A 22462-nucleotide genomic window follows, 5' to 3' on the forward strand; every position below is an offset into this window, starting at 1 on the left:
GGGACTCCCCGGCCTTATCCGCCCAGCACACCCGAGGTCCGCAGTTGCTCGACCCGGTCGGGACCGTAGCCCAGCATCTCCTCCAGAACCTCCGCGGTCTCCTGTCCCAGCCGGGGCGGCGGGCGGCGGTAGGTCGCGGGGGAATTCGACAGCCGGGCCGGGTAGCCCACCACCGGCACCTTGCGGCCGTCCTCCAGCGTCATTTCCCGCACCAGCCCGCGTTCGGCCAGATGGGGTTCGGCGAAGACCTGATCGATCCGGTTGATCGGCCCGCCGGGCACGCCGGCCTTCGCCATGGCGGCAATCAGCGCCGCCTGATCCCACCCGGCGATGGCGTCGGCCAGAAGACCTTCCAGCTCGTCGCGCCGGCCGAGCCGGCTGGCATTGTCGGCGAAGCGTGGACTGGTCCCCACCTCCTCCAATCCCAGCAGCCGGCACAGCGCCCGGAACTGGCCGTCATTGCCGGTGGCGACGATCACGTGTCCGTCGCGGGCCTTGAAGGTGCGGTATGGCACGACGTTCGGGTGTTTGTTGCCCATCAGTCCGGGAACCATTCCCCCGACCAGCCAGTTCATCGCCTGATTGGCGAGGACCGACACCTGGGTATCCAGAAGTGCGCAGTCGATATGCTGGCCCTGCCCGGTGCGGTCGCGGTGGCGCAGTGCGGCCAGGATCGAGATCGTGGCGTAGAGCCCGGTGAAGACGTCCGACACGGCGACGCCGACCTTCAGCGGCTCGCTGCCCGGCTCTCCCTCCGGTTGGCCGGTGATGCTCATCAGCCCGCTCATTCCCTGGATCAGGAAATCATAGCCGGGACGTGGAGCCAGCGGCCCGGTCTGGCCGAATCCGGTGATGGAGCAATAGACCAGACGCGGGTTGATGCGTGACAGGGCGGCATGATCCAGCCCATAGCGGGCAAGGCCACCGACCTTGAAATTCTCGATCACCACGTCGCACTCCGCGGCCAGCCGGCGGACGATGTCGGCCCCGTCCGGTTTGGCGATGTCGATGGCGATGGATCGCTTGTTGCGGTTGCAGGACAGGTAATAGGCGCTCAGCCGCTCCGCATCACCGTCTGCCCAGTCTCCCTCCGCCCCATCCGCCGACAGGAACGGCGGCCCCCAGGCGCGGGTGTCGTCGCCATGTCCGGGATGCTCCACCTTGATGACGTCGGCGCCGAGGTCACCCAACGCCTGCGACGCCCAGGGACCCGCCAGCACCCGGCTGAGGTCGAGGACACGGATGCCGGCCAGCGCGCCGCCGCCGTCTGCTCCGGCTCCGGCGTTGCCTTGCGAATCCCCGTGGTTTTCTGTGCTCATGATCGTCCTGGCTAGACTGCTGTCCGATGGGCGCCGTCTGGTCGGCGGGCGCCAACCAGACCCCGGCATTTCATTGTGCGAAATGGCTTTTCATATCGATGGTAGCCTGCCGCCGGCTGGGTTACAATGCTCAACGGAATGGCAATCGGCTGCCTGTACAATCCAACGCGGTCCGGCTAACGTCCCCGGCCCCCGCCGGGCCGGACAGATGGCCATGATTCGTCATCGCCCATGAGTTGGAGGAACCGAGATGCCGTCCTTTAAGCCCGTGGTCGCCCTGTTGCGTGGGCTGGATGTCCTCAATGCGGTGAATGCATCGCGGGAGGCGACGGTCGGATCGGTCCATGCCGCGACCGGGCTGGACAAGGCGACCGTGGTGCGGATGCTGGAAACGCTGGAACATGCCGGCTACATCGTGCGCGTCGCCGGCCGGCCGGCCTATGTTCCCTCCTGGCGCACCTTGCAGCTCAGCCAGGGCTACGACCTGCAGCGCAGCCTGGGCGCCGCGGCGGAACCGATCCTGACGAACTTCCGCAAATCCATCGGCTGGCCGTCGGATCTGGCGATCTGCGATCGCGGCGCCATGATCGTCGTCCAGACCAGCCGCGAGCAGGGGCCGCTGTCCCTGAACCGCCGGCCCGGCTATCAGGCGCCGATCCTGTCGACGTCCGTCGGCCGCGCCTATCTGGCCTTCTGCCCGGACGAGGAGCGGCAGGCCATCCTGGCCCAGATCGCCGCCCGCCCGAACGCGGAGAGCGTCGATCTGGGCAAGGCCGACGCCATACTGGCGGAAGTGCGGGAGCGCGGCTTCTCCGTGATGGACAGCACCTACAGCGACCGCGAATACGAAGGCCTCGTCTGGGCCATCGCCGTCCCGGTAATGAATGGCGAGCGCGCCTGCGCATCGGTGAACATCCTGATGCTGCGCAACGCCATGTCCTACGAAATGGCGGTGGACCGCCTGCTGGAGCCGCTGAAGGCGACCGCCGCCCGCCTTGCCGAGGTTTTCCGCGCCCAGGGCTGATCCGGCCCGCTCTTTTTCCCCGGTTTATCAGTCCAGTCGGGCAGAACTCCCCGTGCCCGCAATCTGCCATCTGCATGCCGCCATCCGCATGCCCAGATATGCGGTGCCGACCCTCTTCCTCCCCTCGGCTATTGGTGGTGACCCTAACAAATTTGGTTGCCAACCAAACCATCCCCCTGTACGGTTTTAACAATGAAAAGGCGTTTCATACAATGAAACGATCTTGAACCGGCAAAGCTGGGGGGACGAAGATGAGCGAAACCGGTCGGATCCTCGTCGATACGGCGACCAGACTGTTCCAGAACATCGTCACGCCCAGGGAACTGGCCCGCGCCGAAGCGGGCGAGTGGCCGGGCGACGTCTGGAACGCGGTGGAGGAGCTTGGCCTGCCATTGGCGCTGGTCCCGGAGGACCAGGGCGGATTCGGCATCGACCCGGTGGAGGCGCTGGCGGCGATCCGCGTCGCCGCCGCTTTCGCGCTGCCGCTTCCGCTGGGCGAGACGATGCTGGCCAACCGCCTGCTGGCCGGCGCCGGCATCGACGCGCCGGGTGGACCGCTGTCGGTCGCATCGGCTGCCATCCCCACCGGCCGGACGGCCCGCCCACTCGGCCTTGTGCCGGAAAATGGCGGCTGGCGGCTGACCGGGGTGGCGCGCCGCGTGCCCTGGGGCGGCAAGGTGACCGGCGTCGTGGTGGTCGCCGAGGCTGCCGGCGTGCCGCATGTCGCGCTGGTTCCCGCCGGCCGCTTCGACGTGGCGCCCGGCACCAATCTCGCCGGGGAGCCGCGCGACGACCTGACCTTCGGCTGCCTGCTGGAGCCGTCGCAGGTGGCGCCCGCCGCCGCCGGTGGCACTCCGGAGGACCTGCACGCCGCCGGCGCCGCCCTGCGCAGCATCCAGATCGCCGGCGCGTTGGCGCGGGTTCTGGAGATGACGGTGCAGTACGCCAACGAGCGGTCGCAGTTCGGCCGGCCCATCGGCAAGTTCCAGGCGATCCAGCAATCCCTCGCGGTGCTGGCCGGCCAGACCGCCGCCGCCTCGGCCGCCGCCGATCTCGCCGCGGAAGCGATCACCGCGCCCGCCGGCGACCATCGCATCGCCGTCGCCAAGGCCCGCACCGGCGAGGCGGCGGGCGTGGCGGCGGCCATCGCCCATCAGGTCCATGGCGCCATCGGCTTCACCCACGAACACGGCCTCCACCACCTCACCCGGCGTCTGTGGTCCTGGCGCGACGAGTTCGGCAACGACGCCGAATGGTCCCGCCGCCTGGGACACGCCGCCATTGCCGCCGGCGCCGACGGCCTGTGGCCGATGGTCACGGCGGCCTGAGCAGCGGAGACACCCGACAATGACCGTATTCACCTTCCCCGCGCCCCCGCCCGCCGATGTCGAGGAATTGCGCGCCGAAGTCCGCGACTTCCTCGCCACCGAGCTGGCCGCCCGCAGGCCGCGCGACCGCGCCCGCTCCTGGAGCGGCTTCGACGCCGACTTCAGCCGCAAGATGGGCGAGCGCGGCTGGATCGGCATGACCTGGCCGAAGGCCTATGGCGGCCACGAACGCAGCGCGCTCGAACGCTATGTCGTGCTGGAGGAGATGCTGGCGGCCGGGGCGCCGGTGGCGGCCCACTGGATCGCCGACCGCCAGAGCGGCCCGCTGCTGCTGAAGGTCGGGACCGAGGAACAGCGCCAAACCATCCTGCCGCGCATCGCCGCCGGCGAATGCTTCTTCTGCATCGGCATGAGCGAGCCGGATTCCGGGTCCGACCTTGCGGCGGTGCGCACCCGCGCCACCCCGGTGGACGGTGGTTTCCGCGTCACCGGCACCAAGCTGTGGACGACCTACGCCCACAAGTCCCACTACATGATCCTGTTCTGCCGCACCGGCGGCCAGGAGGAGCGGCAGGGCGGCACCAGCCAGTTGCTGGTCGACCTGAACACGCCGGGGATCACCATCCGCCCGATCGCCGATTTGTCAGGCGAGCGTCACTTCAACGAGGTGGTGTTCGAAGACGCCTTCATACCGGACAGCGCCCTGATCGGCCGGCTGGGCGATGGCTGGAACCAGGTGATGGGCGAACTGGCCTTCGAACGCAGCGGGCCGGAGCGATTCCTGTCCTCCTTCACCCTGCTGGTGGAGCTGGTGCGTGCGCTGGGCAACGACCCGTCGGATCGCGCCAGGGAAGCCGTCGGCCGGCTGACCGCGCACATCGTCACGCTGCGGCGGCTGTCCCGCTCGGTGGCCGGCATGCTCCAGAACGGCGAGAACCCGGCGCTGCAGGCGGCGCTGGTCAAGGATCTCGGCGCCCTGGTGGAGCAGGAGATCCCCGAGATCGTCCGCGGCGTCGTGTCGGTGGAGCCGTCACTGCAGGCCGACACCGAACTGGCCGCCGTGCTGGCCCACACCATCCTCAACGCCCCGGCCTATTCGCTGCGCGGCGGCACCCGCGAGATCCTGCGCGGCATCATCGCCCGCGGCCTCGGCCTGCGCTGACGCACTGCCGGCGCGACCGCGCAGGGCCGGAGAAGACACAACAGGAAGGACCCGACCGCCATGACCGACGCGGTGCTTGAAGAGAATGCGGACGGCATCGTCACGCTGACCCTGAACCGGCCGGAACAGCGCAACCCCATTTCCGATGAGGATGTGCTGGAAACGCTGATCGCCGCGCTGGCCCGGCTCGACGCCGACAACGCCACCCGCGCGATCATCATCACCGGCGCCGGTTCGGCCTTCTCGTCCGGCGGGAACCTCAAGAAGATGGGGGCGTCGGGTGGGCTCAACGATCCGCTGCCGGCGCAGACCCGGCTGAATTACCGCCGCGGCATCCAGCGCCTTCCCCTGCTGATCGAGGCGATGGAGGTACCGACCATCGCCGCAGTGAACGGGCCGGCAGTCGGTGCGGGCTGCGACCTCGCCTGCATGTGCGATCTGCGCATCGCCGGGGAAAGCGCCCGCTTCGCCGAAAGCTTCGTCAAGGTCGGCATCGTGCCCGGCGACGGCGGCGCCTGGTTCCTGCCGCGGGTCGTCGGCTTCTCCAAGGCCTGCGAGATGGCGCTGACCGGCGACGCCATCGACGCGCGGGAGGCGCTGGCCTGCGGGCTGGTCTCCCGCGTGGTGCCCGACGCCGATCTGCTGGCGGAGGCGCGTGCGCTCGCCGCCCGCATCGCCGCCAACCCGCCGCACGCCGTGCGGATGACGCGGCGCCTGCTGCGCCAGGGCCGCAATGCCGACCTCGACAGCCTGCTGGAGATGTCGGCCGCGATGCAGGCACTCGCCCATGCGACGGACGATCACCGCGAAGCCGTGGCGGGCCTGCTGGAGCGGCGGGACCCGCGTTTCACCGGCCGCTGACCACTTGGCCGCTGACCACCGGCGGCCGACCCGCGACCTTTCGCACCGGAAACCGCCGAACAGGAGGATAGGGCCATGCAGGCGATCGTCATGGAGGCGGGAGGGGTCTTCGCATTGCGCGACGTGCCGCCCCCCGAACCGAAGCCCTCGGAGGCGCTGGTGCGGGTGGAGGCGATCTCGCTCAATCGCGGCGAGGCGACGCGGGCGCTGTCCGCCCGTGCGGGCACACGGCCGGGCTGGGATCTTGCCGGCGTGGTGGAACAGCAGGCGGCCGACGGCTCCGGCCCCACCGCCGGGACCAGGGTCGCCGGACTGCTGGCGGCGGGCGCATGGGCCGAACTGGTTGCCGTGCCGGTTCGCCAGCTTGCGGCGATCCCCGACGGGGTGGCGACGGAACAGGCCGCCTGTCTGCCGGTCGCCGGATTGACGGCGCTGCATGCGCTGAGACGGGGCGGCGACCTGCTGGGCAGGCGCGTGCTCGTCACCGGCGCCACCGGCGGCGTCGGGCATCTCGCCTGCCAGCTGGCCCGGCAGGCCGGGGCGCGGGTGACCGCGATGGTCCGCACCGCCGAGGACGCGCCTCGGGCGCTCGGCTTCGGTGCCCACCATGCCGCGGTGATGGCGGAGGATCAGGACGAAACCGCAAGCATCGGAACCTTCGACCTGATCGTCGAATCCGTCGGCGGCCCGTCGCTGGCACGGTCGCTCGGCATGCTGGCGCCCGGCGGCATCTGTGTCGTCTTCGGCGTCACCGGCGGCTCGGAAGCCACCATCGACGCCCGCGCCTTCTACATGAGCGGTTCGCGAACCGTAACCGGCCTCGCGGTCTTCGAAGACATCAAAAGCGGCGAGCCTGCCGCGCGCGACCTGTCCCTGCTGCTGGCGCTGGCCGCCGAGGGCCGGCTGGCGGCGGAGATCGCCGTCCGGCGCCCATGGGCGGAGATGCCGGAGGCCGCCGCGGACCTGCTGGCCCGCCGGCACAAGGGAAAGACGGTGCTGCTCGTCCAAGACGGCGGCCGATAAAACATCGAGGGAGGTGCCAGGCATGAGCAGGACACGCGGACCGACGGGCATCCTCGATGCCGTCGACCATGTCTTCTCCTTGGTCGCGGCGGCCTGCATGATGCTGATCATGCTGGTCGTCGTGGCCGACGTGGTCATGAGGTATTTCTTCGCCATGCCGCTGGCGTGGTCCTACGACGTGATCTCCCTGTACCTCATGGTCGGGATGTTCTTCTTCGGCGTGTCGGACACCCTGCGCGAGAACGGCCATATCGGCATCGACATTCTCCAGCGCAGCATGCCGGCACCGATGCGCCATATCGGCGAGGCGGCCGGTTACCTCGTGTCCGCCATGGTCACGGCGGCGATCGGCTGGCTTGCCTTCCAGCGCTCCCTCTCCGCCTGGCAGAACGAAGAGGCGCTGTCCGGCGCCTATCTGTGGCCGACCTGGATCGCGCTGGTGCCGGTCGTCATCGGCGGGGTCCTGCTGACGCTCCGCAATCTTCTGCTGACCGCGACCAACCTCCGCGACGCCTTCGGCGGCGCCCAGGGCACCGAACATGCCCCCACCCCAAATCTGGAGGAACGCATCTGATGGTGGCGCTCGGCGGAATCTCCATCCTCTTCCTGATGCTGGCCTTCGGGCTGCCGGTGGCCTTCGCCATGGCGGTTTCCGGCGCGGCCGGGCTGATGATGATCGGCGGCGTCGACATGGTGATGGGCATCCTCGAAACGGTGCCCTTCTCCACCGCCAACTCCTACGAGATGATCACCATCCCGATGTTCATCCTGATGGCGGAGTTCGTGATCCTCAGCGGGGTCGCCAACGACCTGTTCGCCGCGGCGGCCAAATGGGTCGGCCGGGTGCCGGGCGGCCTTGGCATGGCGACGGCGGTGGCCGGGGCCGGCTTCGGCGCCATCTCCGGCTCCAGCACGGCGGCGGCGGCGACGCTGTCCTCCACCTCGATCCCGGCCATGCTGGAACAGGGCTACGAGCCGAAACTGGCAGGCGGCGTGGTGGCGATCTCCGGCACGCTGGCGATGCTGATCCCGCCCAGCATCGCGCTGGTGCTCTACGGCATCATCGCCGACGTCAGCATCGGCGCGCTTCTGGTCGGCGGCATCATCCCCGGCATCCTGGTGACGCTGACCATCGTCCTGACAGTCTATCTTCTGGTCATCCAGGACCGCAGCCGCGCGCCGGCGGGCCGCAGCTATACCCTGCGCGAGAAATTCGCCTCGCTGAAGGTCTGCGGCGCGATGATCCTGCTGTTCTCCGGTGTCACCGGGACGATCTATGCCGGTATCGCCACCCCGACCGAGGCGGCTGGCATCGGCGCCTTCGGCGCGTTCCTATTGGCGCTGCGCTCGGGCAACCTGACCGCCGGAACCCTGCGCGCCGCCCTGGTCCGCGCGGTCCACGCCACCGCGATGATCCTGATGATCATGCTGGGCGCCCATGTGTTCGGGACCTTCTTCACCCTGACGCAGATCACCCAGGAGCTGGTCCATTGGGTCGGGTCGCTCGACGTGTCGCCGTGGGTGATCATGGCGCTGATCCTGTTCGGCTATGTGCTGCTGGGCTGCGTCATGGACCAGATCGCCATCCTGATCCTGACCGTGCCGGTGGTGCTGCCGGTAGTCCTGTCGCTGGGCTTCGACCCGGTCTGGTTCGGCGTGATCGTGGTCATCACCGCCGAGGTCGGCATGGTGACCCCGCCGATGGGGCTGAACGTCTTCGTCGTCTCCCGCTACACCGGCCGGCCTTTGGAAGAGATCTTCGCCGGCGTGATGCCCCATGTGGTGGCGCACCTGATCCTGATCGCGGCGCTGACCGCCTTCCCGCAGATCATCACCTGGCTGCCGTCGACGATGAGCTACTGACCCGCGGCCGAACGACAACAAACCCGCAGAAAATCCGGAGGAAACCCATGAAGCCGACCACCGCCGCGACTCTTTTCGCCGTCGCCGTTGCCGTCACCGCGTCGCCGGCGGCGGCACAGCAGACGAAGCTGCGCGTCGCCGATTCCTTCCCCGCCGGCCATTATGTCGTCGAATACGGCACCAAACCCTGGATGGACGAGATCAAGCGCCTGACCAACGGCAAGGTGGATTTCGAGTATTACCCGGCCGAACAGCTGGGCAAGGCCAAGGACCTGCTGTCCCTGACGCAGAACGGCGTGGTCGACATCGGCTACGTCGCGCCGGCCTTCGTGACCGACAAGCTTCCGCTGTCCACCGTGGCCGAGCTGCCGGAGGCCTTCAACTCGTCCTGCGCCGGCACCAACGCCTACTGGCAGCTGGTCAAGCCCGGCGGCATCCTCGACAAGCGCGAGATCGGGCCGGCGGGCATGCGGGTGCTGTGGACGATGGTCCTGCCGCCCTACCAGCTTTACATGGGCAAGACCGGCATCGAGGGCGTCGACGTCGTCAAGGGCAAGAAGATTCGCACGACCGGCGCCGCCAAGGAACTGGCGATCCGCAAGATGGGGGCCGTGCCGGTGCAGATCCCGACCCCCGACGTGCTGGAGGCGCTGTCGCGCGGGACCGTCGACGGGATGCTGTTCCCCCATTCCAGCGTGCTGTCCTACGACCTGCAGAACACCGTGAAGTCGGCGACCGTCGGCGAGAATCTGGGCAGCTTCGTCATCACCTACATGATCAGCAAGCGCAAATGGGACCAGCTGCCCGCCGACGTCCGCGACGCCATGGACAAGGCCGCCGAGACCATCAACCACAACGCCTGCGAAAAGACCGACCACGACGAGGCCAAAGACATCGAACGGCTGAAGAAGGCCGGGGTGACCATGGTCCATCTGCCGGAGGCGGAAAGCGCCAAGCTGAAGGACATGCTGTCGTCGGTCAGCAAGGAATGGGCGGCCAACCTGGACAAGCGCCGCCTGCCCGGCAGCGAGGTGCTGGCCGCCTTCCAGCAGGCGCTGAAGGACGGGAAATGACCGCCCGGACCTGATCCCCGCTCCGCTTCGCAGGTAAGCCGCTTCACAGGAAAGCCGATGACGTCCGACCGATCCTCCCAGATCTGGTGTCCGCTGGCCGGCACCAGGGTGGTCGATTTCTCAGCCCTGCTGCCGGGTCCCTTCATCTCCACGGTGCTGGCCGATCTGGGCGCCGGCGTCGTGAAGGTCGAGCCGCCCGGCGGCGACAGCGCCCGCAGCTATCAGCGGGCGATGTTCGCGGCAGTCAACCGCGGCAAGCGGAGCGTGGCCCTCGACCTCAAGGACCCGCAGTCCGCGCCCATCGTGGCGCGGCTGGCGGGCTGGGCCGACGTGGTGATCGAATCCAGCCGGCCCGGCGTCGCCGACCGGCTGGGAATCGGCTACGCGGCGCTCAGTGCTCTCAACCCGCGGATCGTCTACTGTTCAGTCTCCAGCTTCGGCCAGACGGGGCCGGCGCGGGATCGACCGGCCCACGACATCAACATCATGGCGGCGGCCGGCGCGCTCGGGCTTCCGGGACATTGGAGCCGCCCGCCCTCCCGCCCCAGCATTCCCGTCGGCGACTTCGCGGCGGGGGCGCTTGCCGCCGCCTCCATCACCGCGGCGTTGGCGGAGCGGGACCGCACCGGTCGCGGTCGGCATCTCGACGCCAGCCTGTTCGGCGCCGTGCTTTATTGCGCCGGCCTGCGCCATGGCACCGAGCCGCAGCAGGACCCGCGCGCCCATCTCAGCCCGGCAAACGACATCTACCAAACCGCCGACGGCCGCTGGATCGCGCTCGGCCTGATGGAGGACCATTTCTGGCAACGCTTCCGCGCCGCGGTGGCGGCCCAGCCGTCCGGCCCCGCTGCGGCGGCGCTCTCCGACCCGGCATTCGACAGCCACTCCGGCCGTCAGGAGCATGGCGACCGGCTCGCCGGCCTGCTGGCGGAGGTGATCGCCGGCGACAGCGCCGACCGCTGGATCGCGAGGCTGACCGAGGCCGACGTGCCGGCCGACATCTGCCGCCTTCCCCACGAGGCCGCCGCCTCTGCCCAGGCGGAGGCGCTGGGCCTGTCGGTCGCCGGTCCCGACGGGCGGCAGGTCGGCTTTCCCGTCCGCGCCGCCGGACAGTCCTCTCCCCTGCATGCACCGGCGCCGGCCCTGAACGGCGACGCCGAAGCCATTCTGGCGGAGATCGGCGCGGAGATCGGCGCTCCGACCCCGTCCAAACTTCCCAATCACGGAGGCCCGGCATGAACGGCCCGCTGCACGGCGTTCGGATCCTCGATCTCACTTCGGTCCTGGTGGGGCCCTATGCGACGCAGATCCTGGGCGATCTCGGCGCCGATGTCCTCAAGGTCGAATCTCCGGCCGGCGACAATGTCCGCGGCATCGGGCCGATGCGCCATCCCGGCATGGGGGCCATCTTCCTGCACGCCAACCGCTCCAAGCGCAGCATCGTGCTGGACCTGAAGGCGCCGGACGGGCGGCAGGCGCTGCTCGATCTGGCGCGCGGCGCCGACGTCCTCATCCACAATGTCCGGCCGCGCGCCATGGCGCGGCTCGGCCTGTCCTACGCCGACCTCGCCGCCGTCAACCCGTCGATCATCTACGCGGCGGTCACCGGGTTCGGCCAGGATGGTCCTTATGCGGAAAAGCCGGCCTACGACGACCTGATCCAGGGCGCGGCGGCGATTCCCACCCTGATCGCCGACTCCTCCGGCGGCGATCCCCGCTATGTGCCGGCGACCATGGCCGACCGCACCGTCGGTCTGCACGCCGTCTATGCGGTCGCCGCCGCCCTGTTCCAGCGCGAGCGCACCGGCGAGGGACAGGAGATCGAGATCCCGATGTTCGAGGCGATGACCGAGTTCGTCCTCGGCGACCATATGGGCGGCATGACCTTCGAGCCGCCGCTGGGTCCCACCGGCTATCCCCGGCTGCTCGCCCGCCACCGCCGCCCCTACCGGACCAGCGACGGCCACATCTGCGTGGTGATCTACAACGACAAGCAATGGCGCAACTTCTTCGCGCTGATCGGGCGGGACGGCGACCTCGACAGCGACCCCCGCTTCGCCGACATCGGCAGCCGCACCCGCCACATCAACGAGCTGTACGGGCTGGTCGCCGACGCCATCGCCACCCGCAGCACGGCGGACTGGCTGGCCGCGCTGACGAAGGCCGACATCCCGGTCATGCCGCTGCACACGCCCGACAGCCTGATCGACGACGGCCACCATGCGGCGACCGGCTTCCTGCGACCGGTCGAGCATCCCCATGAAGGCACGGTGCGCTCCATCGGCGTGCCGACCCGCTGGTCCGGCCGCCGTCCGCAACCCGTCCGCCAGGCCCCGCGCCTGGGTGAACACAGCGTGGAACTGCTGCGCGAGGCCGGATACGACGAGGAGCGGATCGCCGACCTTCTGGCGCGCGGTATCACGCGCAGCCCCGCTGCGGTATCGCCCTCTTCGGCCGCCACCGCAGCGGAGGGCTGAGCCTTGCCCTTCGGCAACCGGCCCGGCGGGAGTCCACGACGGAATCCGACGCTGTTGCCGGCGCTGCTCGTCGTCCTGTTCGCCTTTCTTTTCAACTTCGTGGCGCGGGGGGTTGCCGATGCCTACACGGTGTTCCTGGTCCCCATCGAACAGGAAACCGGCTGGCCGCGCAGCACCCTGACCAGCGTCTACGCGCTCTACATGCTGGTGCAGGGTCTGGCCGCTCCCGTCAGCGGCATGGCATTCGAGCGGTTCGGCCCGCGCGTCGTCTACCCGGCGGGTCTGGTCCTGCTGGCGCTGGCGACGCTGGGCGGCAGCATGCTGGAGGCGCGCTGGCAGCTCTATCTCTGTCTCGGTATCGTCACCGGGCTCGGGGTCGCCGCCATCGGCATGATCCCGGCGGCGGCGCTGATCGGCCGCTGGCACCGCCGGCATCTCGGCACGGCCATCGCCATCGCCTATGCCGGCTTCGGCTCGGGCATCCTGGTGATCGCGCCGTTGGCGCAGTTGCTGATCGAAAGGCTCGGCTGGCGCGGCGCCTATCAGGCGATGGGCCTGCTGCTCGCCGCGCTCGCCCTGCCGGTGCTTCTGCTGCCGTGGCGCCGGCTGGCCGACGGCCGCCCGGCGGAACAGGATGATGGCGGCGCCACCCCCGTCCGCCGCGCCGGGACCGGATGGCGCCTGCCCGAGGCCATGCGCACCCTGCCCTTCTGGGGTCTGGTCCATGTGCTGTTCTTCACCGCCTTCGGCATGTACATCGTCATCGTCCAGGTCGTGGCGATGCTGGTGGAAAGCGGCTATCCGCCGATCGAGGCGGCGGCGGCCTTCGGCTCGGCCGGCATGCTGTCGGTGGCCGGGGTGATCGCTGCGGGCGGCCTGTGCGACCGCATCGGCTTCCGCACCACGGCACTGGCAAGCTTCGCCGGCACGCTGGCCGGCATCCTCTGCCTGATCGGGCTGTATGAGCGGCCGAGCCCCATCCTGCTTGCCGGCTACACGCTGCTGTTCGGCGTCGCCCAGGGGGCGCGCGGTCCCATCGTCTCCACCCTGACCAGCCGGATCTTCGTCGGCGGTTCGGCGACCATCTTCGGCAGCATCTACGCCACCATGTCGATCGGCGCGGCGCTGGGGGCATGGCTGTCCGGCCTGCTGCACGACCTCACGCAGGGCTACGCGGTCTCGCTGGTGGTGGCCGCCGCCGCCATCGGCGCGGCCCCCCTGCCCTTCCTTCTCAGCCCGGCGATCGCCGGGGCGATCCCGGCCACGCCGCCGCTGCGGGCCGGAACGGCCATCACCGCGAAAGGGGACGCACCATGACCATCGCTAACCAGGACCAGGAAGGCCCCACCATCGGGCTCGGCTTCCATTTCGAGGATCTGCCCGTCGGCACGCGCTTCCGCACGGTCGCCCGCACGATCACCGAATCCGACCTCACCGCCTTCGTGAATCTCAGCTGGTTCACCGAGGAGCTGTTCACCAACACCGCCGACCGCGAGCATATGGCCATCGCCGGCCGGGTCGTGCCGGCGGCCCTGGTCTATTCCTTCTCCGAAGGCCTGCTGACCGCCAGCATGCAGCGCACCGGCCTCGCCTTTCTCAACGCCGAAATCGACGTGAAGGCGCCGACCTTCGTCGGCGACACCATCCATGTCGCCTGCGAGGTGATCGAGGCCCGCCCGACCTCAAAGCCGGGCCGCGGCCTGATCCGCACGTCCAATCGCGTGACGCGGCAGGACGGAACCGTCGTCATGACCTACAACCCCCTGCGCATGCTGCGGACCCGCGACGGCGCACCGGCGTAAGGCGCCATCCTCACGGCGCGACGCCGGCCGGCAAGGCTTCGGAAAGCGTCGCCTCCCCCTCCACCTGCCGGCGGGCATAGACCGTCGGCGGAACGCCGACTTGGCGGGTGAAGGCGACGCTGAACGTGCTGGCGGAGCTGTAGCCGACACGCTCGGCGACATCGGCGATCCCGCCGTCGCGCCGCCGGAGCATGTCCTTGGCCAGGGCCATGCGCCATTGCAGCAGATATTCCATCGGGGCGACGCCGACCGCCTGCCGGAACCGCTCGAAGAAGGTCGAACGCGACAGCGCGGCCTCCTTGGCCAACTGGGCGACCGTCCAGGGCGCGGATGGACGGTCATGGATGTGCCGGAGGGCGATGGCGAGCCGGTCGTCGCCCAACCCCCGCAGCAGCCCCGGCGATCCGGTCGACACCGTCGTCGACCGCAGCGCCTCGATCAGCAGAATCTCCAGCAGCCGCGCCAGGATCACCTCGCGCGCCGGCCGCTGCGCGCGCGATTCCTCGTTCACCATCCGCACCAGCGCGCTCAACCGCTTCTCGCCGCGGACATGCACCAGTTGCGGCAGCAGCGACACCAGCAGGTCGGCGTCGGGCGACGCGAAATCGCAGTAACCGACCAAATTGCAGACGTCCGGTGACCGGTCGGGACTGCCCAGCAGATATTCGCCCGGCCGCAGTTCGACCGGACAGGTATCGGCGGCCCCCGCCGGCATCGGCTCGATGCTCGCCACCGTGAACTCGTAGGCCGCGGGAATCAGCACGAAGTCGTCCGCCTCCAGGGTGATCGGCTCGCCCCCGCCGAGGCTCAGGCGGCACGAGCCGTCGAGGACCACGCAATAGAACGGCCGCCCGGTCTCCGTCCGCCGCACCCGCCAGCAGCCGGCCCCATAGGTGAGCTTCGAGAAGGAAGCGCTCGGGCGGAGCAGGCCGACCACCTGCGCCAGGGGGTCGATCATGTTCGGACTCCTGCGAATGAATTCCGGACTTCCGATTGTAGATGGTCCAGCCGTTGCGGTCTATCTTCCGCTTCACACCATTTCGGCAGGAGCCATTCCATGAAAACCATCCTCATCACCGGCTGCTCGTCCGGCTTCGGCCTGGAGACGGCCCGTCATTTCCTCGATCGCGACTGGACAGTCATCGCCACCATGCGCACTCCGCGCGAGGATGTTCTGCCCCGCTCCGACCGGCTGCGCATCCTCCGCCTCGACGTCACCGATGTGGACAGCATCGGCCGGGCAGTGGAAGAAGCCGGGCCGGTCGATGTGCTGGTCAACAATGCCGGCATCGGCCTGCTGGGCGCGCTGGAAGGGGTGACGATGGACAGCGTGCGCGAGATCTTCGCGACCAACGCCTTCGGCACCATGGCGATGACGCAGGCGCTGTTGCCGCAATTCAGGGCGCGGAAGTCGGGCGTCATCGTCAACGTCACCTCCAGCGTGACGCTGAAGCCGCTGCATCTGCTCTCGGTCTATACGGCGAGCAAGGCGGCGGTGAACGCCTTCACCGAATCGCTGGCTCTGGAACTGGAGCCTTTCAATATCCGGACGCATCTGGTCCTTCCCGGCCGGGCGCCGGAAACCGCCTTCGGCGAGAATGCCCGGTCCCGCATGCGCGACGCCATTCCGGAGGCCTATACTGCCCTGGCGCAAAGCGTATTCGCGGCATGGCAGCAGCCGGGTCCGGTCACCCACGCCAGCGATGTCGCGGAAGTCTTGTGGCGCGCCGCGACCGATCCGTCCTGCCCGATGCGCCTTGCCGCCGGCGCCGACGCGGTGGCGCTCGCATCGGCCTGATCGGGAAAAGGCACAAGTTTGTGGTGCGGCTCACATCCCGGAATCCGGGTCTTGGGTAGGGTCTGTCCATCGGCAACACGCCGCATCCCGCGGCACCGAGACAGGAGACCAGATCATGATCCGCACCTCCCTGCTGACCGGCTTCGCTTCGCTCGCCCTGTTCGCCGCCCCGGCGATGGCCCAGAACATCTCCGACATCTCCAACACCGCGGCCGGCATCGGCAACACCGCCAACCAGAGCGCGCTGGTCATGCAGCGGTCGAAGGGTCCCTTTGCCGGGCCGAACGTCGCAACCGTGTCGAACCTCGCCGCCGGCATCGGCAACACGGCCAACCAGGGCGCCTTCGTGAAGCAGCGCAGCGGCGGCGTGTTCGGCGGCGGCTCGGCGGCGACCATCGGCAACACCGCCGCCGGCATCGGCAACAACGCCGGCCAGATGGCCACGGTGATGCAGCGCAGCGGCGGCCTGCTGAGCGGCGGCTCGGTCGCCAATGTCGGCAACACGGCGGCCGGCATCGGCAACACCGCCCTGCAGAACGGCACCGTCCTGCAGCGCTCCGGCGGTCTGCTCGGCCCCTTCAACCACAGCTCCATGCAGAACCTGTCGGCAGGCGTCGGCAACTTTGCCGGCCAGAGCGCCCTGGTCAAGCAGCGCTGACCACCGGCCCTCTCCTTCCAGGCTTCCTCCCCAGACCTCGCTCCGGCCGGACCCCCGGCCGGAGCTTTCTTTTGCCCGCATGATGCGGCCGGGACCTTCCCGGAAAACGCCCGCAAACTGTGGGTCAACTCACAGAAGCCTTCCGGGCACTCCACTAAGCTTCCTTCAAGAGAACAGCGGGGCGCGGAAGCCCGAAGCCTCATCCCCCATTGAAGGAACCCACGACATGATCCGCAATTTCGTCCTTGGCGCCCTCGCCACTGCCCTGCTCGCCACCCCCGCCCTGGCGCAACCCAAATCCGCCGTCGGTCCCGGCCTGCCCACCATGATGGCCGTTCCCGGTCTGACCAGCACCAACGTCGCCAACGCCACCAATGTCGGCGCCGGCATCGGCAACTCGGCACAGCAACAGGGCGCCGTCTTCCAGGGCGGCGGCGGTGCGCCCATCCGCGGCGTCGGCCCGCTGGTCAGCACCAATGTCGGCACCGCCACCAACGTCGCCGCCGGCATCGGAAACAGTGCCGGCCAGAGGCTGCTCGGCTTCCAGGGCAACGGTGTTCAAGTCGGGCTCAATTTCAGCGGCCGCGGGCCTCTGGTCAGCACCAATGTCGGTGTCGGCACCAACGTCACCGCCGGCATCGGCAACAGCGCCGGCCAATCGCTGACCGGCCTGCGCCGCTGATCCCCCCCTCTTATCCGGGAGGCCACCGATGCCGAAGCTCCCGCTCATAGTCCCGACAATCCTGACCATCGCCGCGCCCGTCCTGCTGTTCGCCGCTCTATCGGCACCGGTGCAGGCCGGCTCCCTCGCCTGCCAGACGGTCAACGGCAAGACCGTCTGCATGCGGGGATCGGGAACGCTGAGCTGCGTGACCCTCGACGGCCAGACCCGCTGCTCCGCCACGCCGTCCGACCCGCGGTCTGAGGTCGTTCCCGATGCGGAAGCCCTTCTGCTTCCCCGACCGGTCGCCCCCGACCTGCACGGCCTTTTCGACCGCCGGGGCTTCCCCTTCGGCCATCAGGCCCGCTCCCTCGACATGGATGACGACGACGACCCCGACATCGACTGATCCCCACCGCAACCGACCCGGAGACACCGCCATGTCCCGCCTCCTCACCCTGTCGCTGGCGCTTGCCACCATCGCCGCGGCACCGGCCTTCGCCGCGACGCCTGTCCTGTCCTACACGCGCGCCACCACGCTCGGCCCGCTGATCCTCCAGCCGGCCCCCGGCATCCCGAGGCCGCCGCCCTGCCTGACCTGCGGCCGGACGACCCTGCCGGGGATCACGCCGGGTCCAACCTTCGGCGGCGACCGCGCCCTCAATCCGCAGCCACTGCCGCCGAAGGCGATCTTCCGCTGACCAGCGATTTTCCAACCAAAGGGCGACCGGCCAGCGCCGGCCGCCCTTTTCGTGTCCGCCCCGCGCACGGACGGTGCAGAAGTGCCAACGACGGCGTACCGCCTTTGACGGAGTAAGGCAGCCCGGTTGCCGGCGTACCATTCCGTGGCTGGAGAAGCGGCCCGCGATGTCAGCCACGATGTCAGCAAGGGAGTGGCGGCCATGACCGCGATACGGATCAACTTCGACAAGGATCTCGTCCTCGCCGGACATTTCCTGCTCAAGCATCTGGAGCGGGAGGAACGGCAGCGTCTGGCCAATACCGCCCGGCTGTCCCACCACCCGCGCGGCGCCATGATCTTCCAGAAGGGCGATCCGGGCGACAGCATGATGGCGGTCATCCGCGGCCGGGTGAAGATCTGCTGCCACTCGATGGACGGCAAGGAGCTGGTGCTGAGCATCATCAACAAGGGCGGCCTGTTCGGCGAGATCGCGCTTCTGGACGGCGAGCCGCGCACCGCCGATGCGGTGGCGCTGGAGGAGACCGACCTGCTGGTCCTCGACCGGTCGCAGTTGATGCCGGTGCTGAACGCAAGGCCCGATCTGGCGTTCCGTATCATCGGCGTGCTGTGCAAGCGGCTTCGCACGACCAGCGAGCATCTGGAGGACACGCTTTTCCTGGAAGCGTCCTCCCGCTTCGCCCGCGCACTGAAACGGCTGGGCGAGGCCTTCGGCAAGCCGGGACCGCAGGGTCTGCGGCTGGACATCAAGCTGTCGCAGCAGCAGCTCGGCTGCCTCGTCGGCGTGTCGCGCGAGAGCGTCAACAAGCTGCTGAACGAATGGCAGCGTGCCGGGGTCATCGAAATGGATGCCGGCCATATCGTCATCCGCGACACCCGCGCGCTGGACGAGATCGGCGAATCCTGCGGCTGAGACGCCAATCGGCACCATTTTGTGAGCCGCGCCACAGCGCCGGCATCGGCGTCCGCCCTATTCTGCTCCCCACACCCGGCCGCAAGTCCAGAGGGAGCCCATGACGATGTCGACCCGCACCGCCCTTCTTCCCGCGGTCGCCGCCCTGCTGCTGACCGCCGGAACGGCCGCAGCCCAGGTCACCGGCGGCATCGCCTTTCCGCCCGGCCCGATCCCCGGCGCCGCTATGGCGCAGGCCTTCTCCCAGGCGCCGCGCCTGCCGGTGTCGGTGAATCCGACGCCTCGCGGCGCGCCCCCCGGCGCGATGGTGACCAACCCGTCGGTCCGCCGGTCTTCCGTGAACCAGCAGGCGATCACCCGCATCCGTGGCGACGCCGGCTATCTCGCCGGCTTCAACAAGGGTCAGCCGCTGGCCGCCAGCCGACAGCCGCCGCTGCAGCCCGATCCCGGCTTCACCATCATCGACGCGCCCTTCATCGTGAACAACTTCAACAGCGCGCTGAACTTCGCCTTCGGCGACGGCAACGTCAGCCAGCAGCAGCTCGGCGACGGCAGCGCCGGGCCGGCGGAGACCGCCGCCCCGGCCACGCCGGCACCCGAACCGGCCCCAACTCCGCCCGCCAAGCCTGCCGGCCCTTCGACATTGGACCTGCTGATGAGCACGGCAGGGCCGCTGCCGCATCTGCCCACGGCGCTGGCACATGGCGGGGTGCAGTTCAACAACGTGAACACCGTGACCAACACCGCGGTCGGTACGCACAACCGCGCGACCCAGACCGCCGTCACCGTCCAGCGCTGAACGTCAAGTCAGTTCACCTCGCGCGCCACCCGGAAGCCGTTGGTGAGATAGCGCACGTCGATGTCGTAGCTGTTGCGCACCGTGCCGTTGATCGCCTCCAGCCGGTCGCGCCAGGAGCCGCCGCGCAGCACCCGCTTGCGGCAGTCGCCGCGGGTCCAGGCGCTGCCGTCGTCCGGCGCGCCGTGATAGTTCCTGTTCCAGCAATCCTCCACCCATTCCGCCACGCTGCCGTTCATGTCGTGCAGGCCAAAGGGGTTCGCCTTGTAGCTGCCGGCCGCGATCGGGGTCAGGTGCTCGTGCGGGCCGCCGCAATCGTCGCAATCGGCGTGGAGGCCGCCTTCCCCCGCCCACCAGTAGGGGGCGGTGGTGCCGGCGCGCGCGGCGAATTCCCATTCCGCCTCGCTCGGCAGGCGGTAGCGCTGTCCGGTCTTGCGGCTGAGCCACGCCACATAGGCCTGGGCATCCTGCCAATGCAGATTGTGGACAGGCGTCCCATCGGTCGGGTTGACCATGCGCGGCATGTCGGTGCAGCCGCCCTCCTGGATGCAGGCGCGCCATTCGCCGACCGTCACCTCATACATGCCGAGCGCGAAGGGCTTGTCGATGGTGACGCGGTGGACCGGCCGCTCCGACGGATCGCCTCGGTCGTTCCCCATCATGAAGCTTCCGGCCGGCACCCGCACCAGCACCGGGCAGGTCGGACAATCCTGGAAGCTGTTGCCGTTGCCATGGTTGCGCGCCGTCCCGTTGCCCTGTGCCGGTGCGGGCGCCGGCGGCGTGGCCGCCGCCACCTGCGGTTCGGCGGCAGCGGGCTCGGCCGGCGGTTGGACCGCGGCCTCCACCACGGATGCCGCCGGGGGGGCCGCCTCGGGCGCCGGCAGCGGTTCGTGCTTCAGCAGGCTGGCGGCGACGAAGCCCTGGGTGCCGTCCTCCAGCGCGATGCGGTACCACCCGCCGTCCGGCACGCGGCCCAGCACCTGCACCGCAGACCCGCGCGGCACCCGGCCGATCCGCGCACCGCTGTTGGCCGGCGCCGCCCGCAGCACGCTGTCCACCGTGGCGGTGTAGCGTCCGGGCTCCGCCGGCTCCAGGCCGGGGCCCAATGCCGGCTCCTGTTTGGCAGCCTCCTGCTTGGTCTCCGTCTTAGGCGGCTCTTCCGCCCGCTTGCCGGCAAGCGTCAGCGTTTCCAGTTGGCGGCGGGCGATGGGGGCGTAGCCGCTGCCGCCGAACAGCTGCAGGAAGGCGCGATAGTCGTTGGGTTCCTTGCTGGACTGGACGCGCTTCCACAGGCTGTCCTCCAGTTCCGCCACCGGCGTGGTTCCCGGCGGCGCGATCTCCACGCTGACGCTTGCCGTCGCGGTGCCGCCGCGCCCGTCATCGACGCTGTAGCGCAGGGTGCCGGCCGGTCCGGGGGCCGCGGCCTCCGGGTCGAAGGTCAGCGCGGTCAACGCCTGGACGGTCAGCCGGTCACCCGGTTTCACCACCGCCGCGCCGTCATGGACGCTTCCGCGCTCCGGCACGGCGGTGACGGTGACGGTCAGCGGGTCGCCGTCCGGATCGGCCGGGGCGTCGATCCCCATCGGGTTGCCGGCGACGCGCAGCTTGCGCTCCGCCACCACGGCCGGCGGCTGGTTGCTCGGCTTGATGGTGACCGGGATGGTGCCGGTGACCATGCCGCCGCGGCCGTCGGCCACCAGGAACTCGAAGGCGCCGGCCTCGCCTCGAAAGCTGCCGTCGGGCTTGAAGCTGGTCGCCGCCAGCTGCTCCACCGTCAGATAGTCGCCGATCAGCACGCTGCGCTCGCCGACGCGAACGGTGCCGCCGCGCGGCAGGCCGGTGACGCGGGCGTACATCTGGTCGTCGTCGGGGTCGGTCGGCTTGCCGGCCCCCAGCGGCTCCGGGCCTGCGTGGTCGAGCACGGTCAGCACCCGCAACTCGCCCAGCACCGGCGGCCGGTTGGGAGGGCGCGGGTTGAAGTAGAAGGGCGTGGCGCCGAGCGAGCCGTAGACGAACGGCTCCTGCCGGCCGTTGGTGGCCTGCTTCACCGTATCGCGCACATTGCGGAAGAACAGGCTCAGCTCCAGCCCCGGCGTCTGGAGATGCTGGAGCAGCGCCGCGCTGAAGGGGCTGTGGTCGCCGGTGCCGTCCTCCGCCAGCTGGTCGGCGCGGGTCGCCATCGCCACCAGCGTGTCGCTTGGGGTGTCGTCGACGCTGCCCAAGCCGGGATGCGCCTGATTGCGGTTCGACCCGCTGCGGGTCAGGCGGTCGACGAAGGGATTGTTGCGGCAGGCGTCGAGGATGAGGATGCCGAGCTTGCGCGCGCCGGCCAGTTCCCCCATCGGCAGGTTCAGCGGGATGGCCTCATAGACCAGATCGCGTTCGCGCTCCAATTGGGCGTCGGCTGGCAGCAGGTAATTGACGCCGTTCACCTGAATGCCGTGCCCGGCGTAAAAGATCACCGCCACGTCGGCCTGCGAGGCCTTGATGCCGAACCGCCGCAGGGCGACGGCGAAGCCGCGGGCGTCCAGGTCGTACTCTTCATCCACCGTGAAGTTCAGCGCCCGCAATGCCTCGCCGATGGCACGGGCGTCGTTGCGCGGGTTCAGCAATTCCGGCGCGTTGCGGTACTTGCTGACCCCGATCACCAGCGCCAGCCGGCTTTCCGCCGAAGCACCGGTACCCGGCCCACCGCCAGCCGAACGGGCCGCATGCGCAAAGCCGCCCGGCACCGCGACCACCAGCAGAAGCAGCAGCACCGCGAGAAGCATCCGGCAGGGTCCGACCGGTCCCATCATCCCCGCCTCCGTCCCCGAGCAAAGTGGCCCCCTCGACCATGGGGGTCCGCCGGCAAGGCTTGCGACGCATGGCGGTCGGCTTCGGCTGTATTTGCGGAAATTTCCGGCAGGCCGCCATGATTGGAAGAAGCATACCCATGGACGAGGCAATTGCCAATCCGCCCCTTCCGCCCGATCCTGGCAAAAGAGGAGGTAGCATGCCGAAG

The 22462-nt window shown here is 69.4% G+C and carries 22 protein-coding genes; 19 read left to right on the top strand and 3 right to left on the bottom strand.

The genetic code is table 11. The features are described from left to right. Window positions 1–14: 14 nt before the first annotated feature. A complete protein-coding gene (locus PWS46_RS15610) occupies window positions 15–1319 on the bottom strand; it encodes a CaiB/BaiF CoA transferase family protein (RefSeq protein ID WP_434621916.1) in 1305 nt (434 codons plus the stop codon). A 250-nt stretch (window positions 1320–1569) separates the two neighbouring features. Here PWS46_RS15610 and PWS46_RS15615 point away from each other — a divergent pair, with 250 nt between their 5' ends. The 12 genes from PWS46_RS15615 to PWS46_RS15670 all read left to right on the top strand — a co-directional run bounded on the left by PWS46_RS15615 (window position 1570) and on the right by PWS46_RS15670 (window position 13932). Continuing rightward, window positions 1570–2343, top strand: a complete 774-nt coding sequence (locus tag PWS46_RS15615) for an IclR family transcriptional regulator domain-containing protein (RefSeq protein ID WP_434621918.1) — start codon at window positions 1570–1572, stop codon at window positions 2341–2343. 251 nt (window positions 2344–2594) lie between these two features. Beyond that, window positions 2595–3671: an acyl-CoA dehydrogenase family protein gene (locus PWS46_RS15620; protein WP_434621920.1), complete on the top strand. Its 1077-nt coding sequence runs from the start codon at window positions 2595–2597 to the stop codon at window positions 3669–3671. A gap of 19 nt (window positions 3672–3690) precedes the next feature. Further along, window positions 3691–4833: an acyl-CoA dehydrogenase family protein gene (locus PWS46_RS15625; RefSeq protein ID WP_434621922.1), complete on the top strand. Its 1143-nt coding sequence runs from the start codon at window positions 3691–3693 to the stop codon at window positions 4831–4833. A 60-nt stretch (window positions 4834–4893) separates the two neighbouring features. Next, window positions 4894–5694 carry a crotonase/enoyl-CoA hydratase family protein gene (locus PWS46_RS15630; protein WP_434621924.1) on the top strand — a complete coding sequence of 267 codons (801 nt, stop codon included), beginning with the start codon at window positions 4894–4896 and terminating at the stop codon, window positions 5692–5694. 75 nt (window positions 5695–5769) lie between these two features. Further along, window positions 5770–6717 carry a zinc-binding dehydrogenase gene (locus tag PWS46_RS15635; protein WP_434621926.1) on the top strand — a complete coding sequence of 316 codons (948 nt, stop codon included), beginning with the start codon at window positions 5770–5772 and terminating at the stop codon, window positions 6715–6717. Window positions 6718–6739: 22 nt separating this feature from the next. Further along, window positions 6740–7291 carry a TRAP transporter small permease gene (locus PWS46_RS15640; protein ID WP_434621928.1) on the top strand — a complete coding sequence of 184 codons (552 nt, stop codon included), beginning with the start codon at window positions 6740–6742 and terminating at the stop codon, window positions 7289–7291. After that, window positions 7291–8580 carry a TRAP transporter large permease gene (locus PWS46_RS15645; protein WP_434621930.1) on the top strand — a complete coding sequence of 430 codons (1290 nt, stop codon included), beginning with the start codon at window positions 7291–7293 and terminating at the stop codon, window positions 8578–8580. The genes PWS46_RS15640 and PWS46_RS15645 overlap by 1 nt, the downstream gene beginning before the upstream one ends. Before the next feature lie 47 nt (window positions 8581–8627). Beyond that, a complete protein-coding gene (gene dctP / locus PWS46_RS15650) occupies window positions 8628–9653 on the top strand; it encodes a TRAP transporter substrate-binding protein DctP (protein WP_434621932.1) in 1026 nt (341 codons plus the stop codon). A gap of 57 nt (window positions 9654–9710) precedes the next feature. Next, window positions 9711–10892: a CaiB/BaiF CoA transferase family protein gene (locus PWS46_RS15655; protein WP_434621934.1), complete on the top strand. Its 1182-nt coding sequence runs from the start codon at window positions 9711–9713 to the stop codon at window positions 10890–10892. Further along, entirely contained in the window at window positions 10889–12130 is a 1242-nt protein-coding gene (locus PWS46_RS15660) for a CaiB/BaiF CoA transferase family protein (protein ID WP_434621936.1), read from the top strand. The genes PWS46_RS15655 and PWS46_RS15660 overlap by 4 nt, the downstream gene beginning before the upstream one ends. 54 nt (window positions 12131–12184) lie before the next feature. After that, on the top strand, window positions 12185–13447 hold the full coding sequence (locus PWS46_RS15665) for an MFS transporter (protein WP_434621938.1): 1263 nt from the start codon (window positions 12185–12187) through the stop codon (window positions 13445–13447). Continuing rightward, window positions 13444–13932 carry a MaoC family dehydratase gene (locus tag PWS46_RS15670; protein WP_434621940.1) on the top strand — a complete coding sequence of 163 codons (489 nt, stop codon included), beginning with the start codon at window positions 13444–13446 and terminating at the stop codon, window positions 13930–13932. Before PWS46_RS15665 ends, PWS46_RS15670 begins: the two co-directional genes overlap by 4 nt. A 10-nt stretch (window positions 13933–13942) precedes the next feature. Here the strand turns inward: PWS46_RS15670 and PWS46_RS15675 are convergent, their stop codons facing one another. Continuing rightward, window positions 13943–14890, bottom strand: a complete 948-nt coding sequence (locus tag PWS46_RS15675) for an AraC family transcriptional regulator (RefSeq protein ID WP_434621942.1) — start codon at window positions 14888–14890, stop codon at window positions 13943–13945. Between the two features lie 99 nt (window positions 14891–14989). Between PWS46_RS15675 and PWS46_RS15680 the strand changes: the two genes are divergently transcribed. The 7 genes from PWS46_RS15680 (at window position 14990) to PWS46_RS15710 (ending at window position 19461) form a co-directional block, all read left to right on the top strand. After that, a complete protein-coding gene (locus PWS46_RS15680) occupies window positions 14990–15730 on the top strand; it encodes an SDR family oxidoreductase (protein WP_434621945.1) in 741 nt (246 codons plus the stop codon). Window positions 15731–15845: 115 nt separating this feature from the next. Continuing rightward, complete coding sequence (locus tag PWS46_RS15685; protein WP_434621947.1) at window positions 15846–16388, top strand: hypothetical protein; 543 nt, start codon at window positions 15846–15848, stop codon at window positions 16386–16388. 226 nt (window positions 16389–16614) lie between these two features. After that, a complete protein-coding gene (locus PWS46_RS15690; RefSeq protein WP_434621949.1) occupies window positions 16615–17070 on the top strand; it encodes a hypothetical protein in 456 nt (151 codons plus the stop codon). 28 nt (window positions 17071–17098) lie between these two features. After that, window positions 17099–17458: a hypothetical protein gene (locus PWS46_RS15695; RefSeq protein WP_434621951.1), complete on the top strand. Its 360-nt coding sequence runs from the start codon at window positions 17099–17101 to the stop codon at window positions 17456–17458. Window positions 17459–17489: 31 nt separating this feature from the next. Then, on the top strand, window positions 17490–17750 hold the full coding sequence (locus tag PWS46_RS15700) for a hypothetical protein (protein ID WP_434621953.1): 261 nt from the start codon (window positions 17490–17492) through the stop codon (window positions 17748–17750). A gap of 201 nt (window positions 17751–17951) precedes the next feature. Then, entirely contained in the window at window positions 17952–18662 is a 711-nt protein-coding gene (locus tag PWS46_RS15705; protein WP_434621955.1) for a Crp/Fnr family transcriptional regulator, read from the top strand. A gap of 106 nt (window positions 18663–18768) precedes the next feature. Further along, window positions 18769–19461, top strand: a complete 693-nt coding sequence (locus tag PWS46_RS15710) for a hypothetical protein (protein WP_434621957.1) — start codon at window positions 18769–18771, stop codon at window positions 19459–19461. 8 nt (window positions 19462–19469) lie between these two features. On the opposite strand, the gene PWS46_RS15715 is transcribed toward PWS46_RS15710, so the two are convergent. Then, window positions 19470–22229 carry an SUMF1/EgtB/PvdO family nonheme iron enzyme gene (locus PWS46_RS15715; RefSeq protein WP_434621959.1) on the bottom strand — a complete coding sequence of 920 codons (2760 nt, stop codon included), beginning with the start codon at window positions 22227–22229 and terminating at the stop codon, window positions 19470–19472. Window positions 22230–22462 lie beyond the last annotated feature (233 nt).

The organism is Azospirillum sp. B2RO_4 (genome assembly GCF_051124815.1).
Taxonomy (GTDB): domain Bacteria; phylum Pseudomonadota; class Alphaproteobacteria; order Azospirillales; family Azospirillaceae; genus Azospirillum.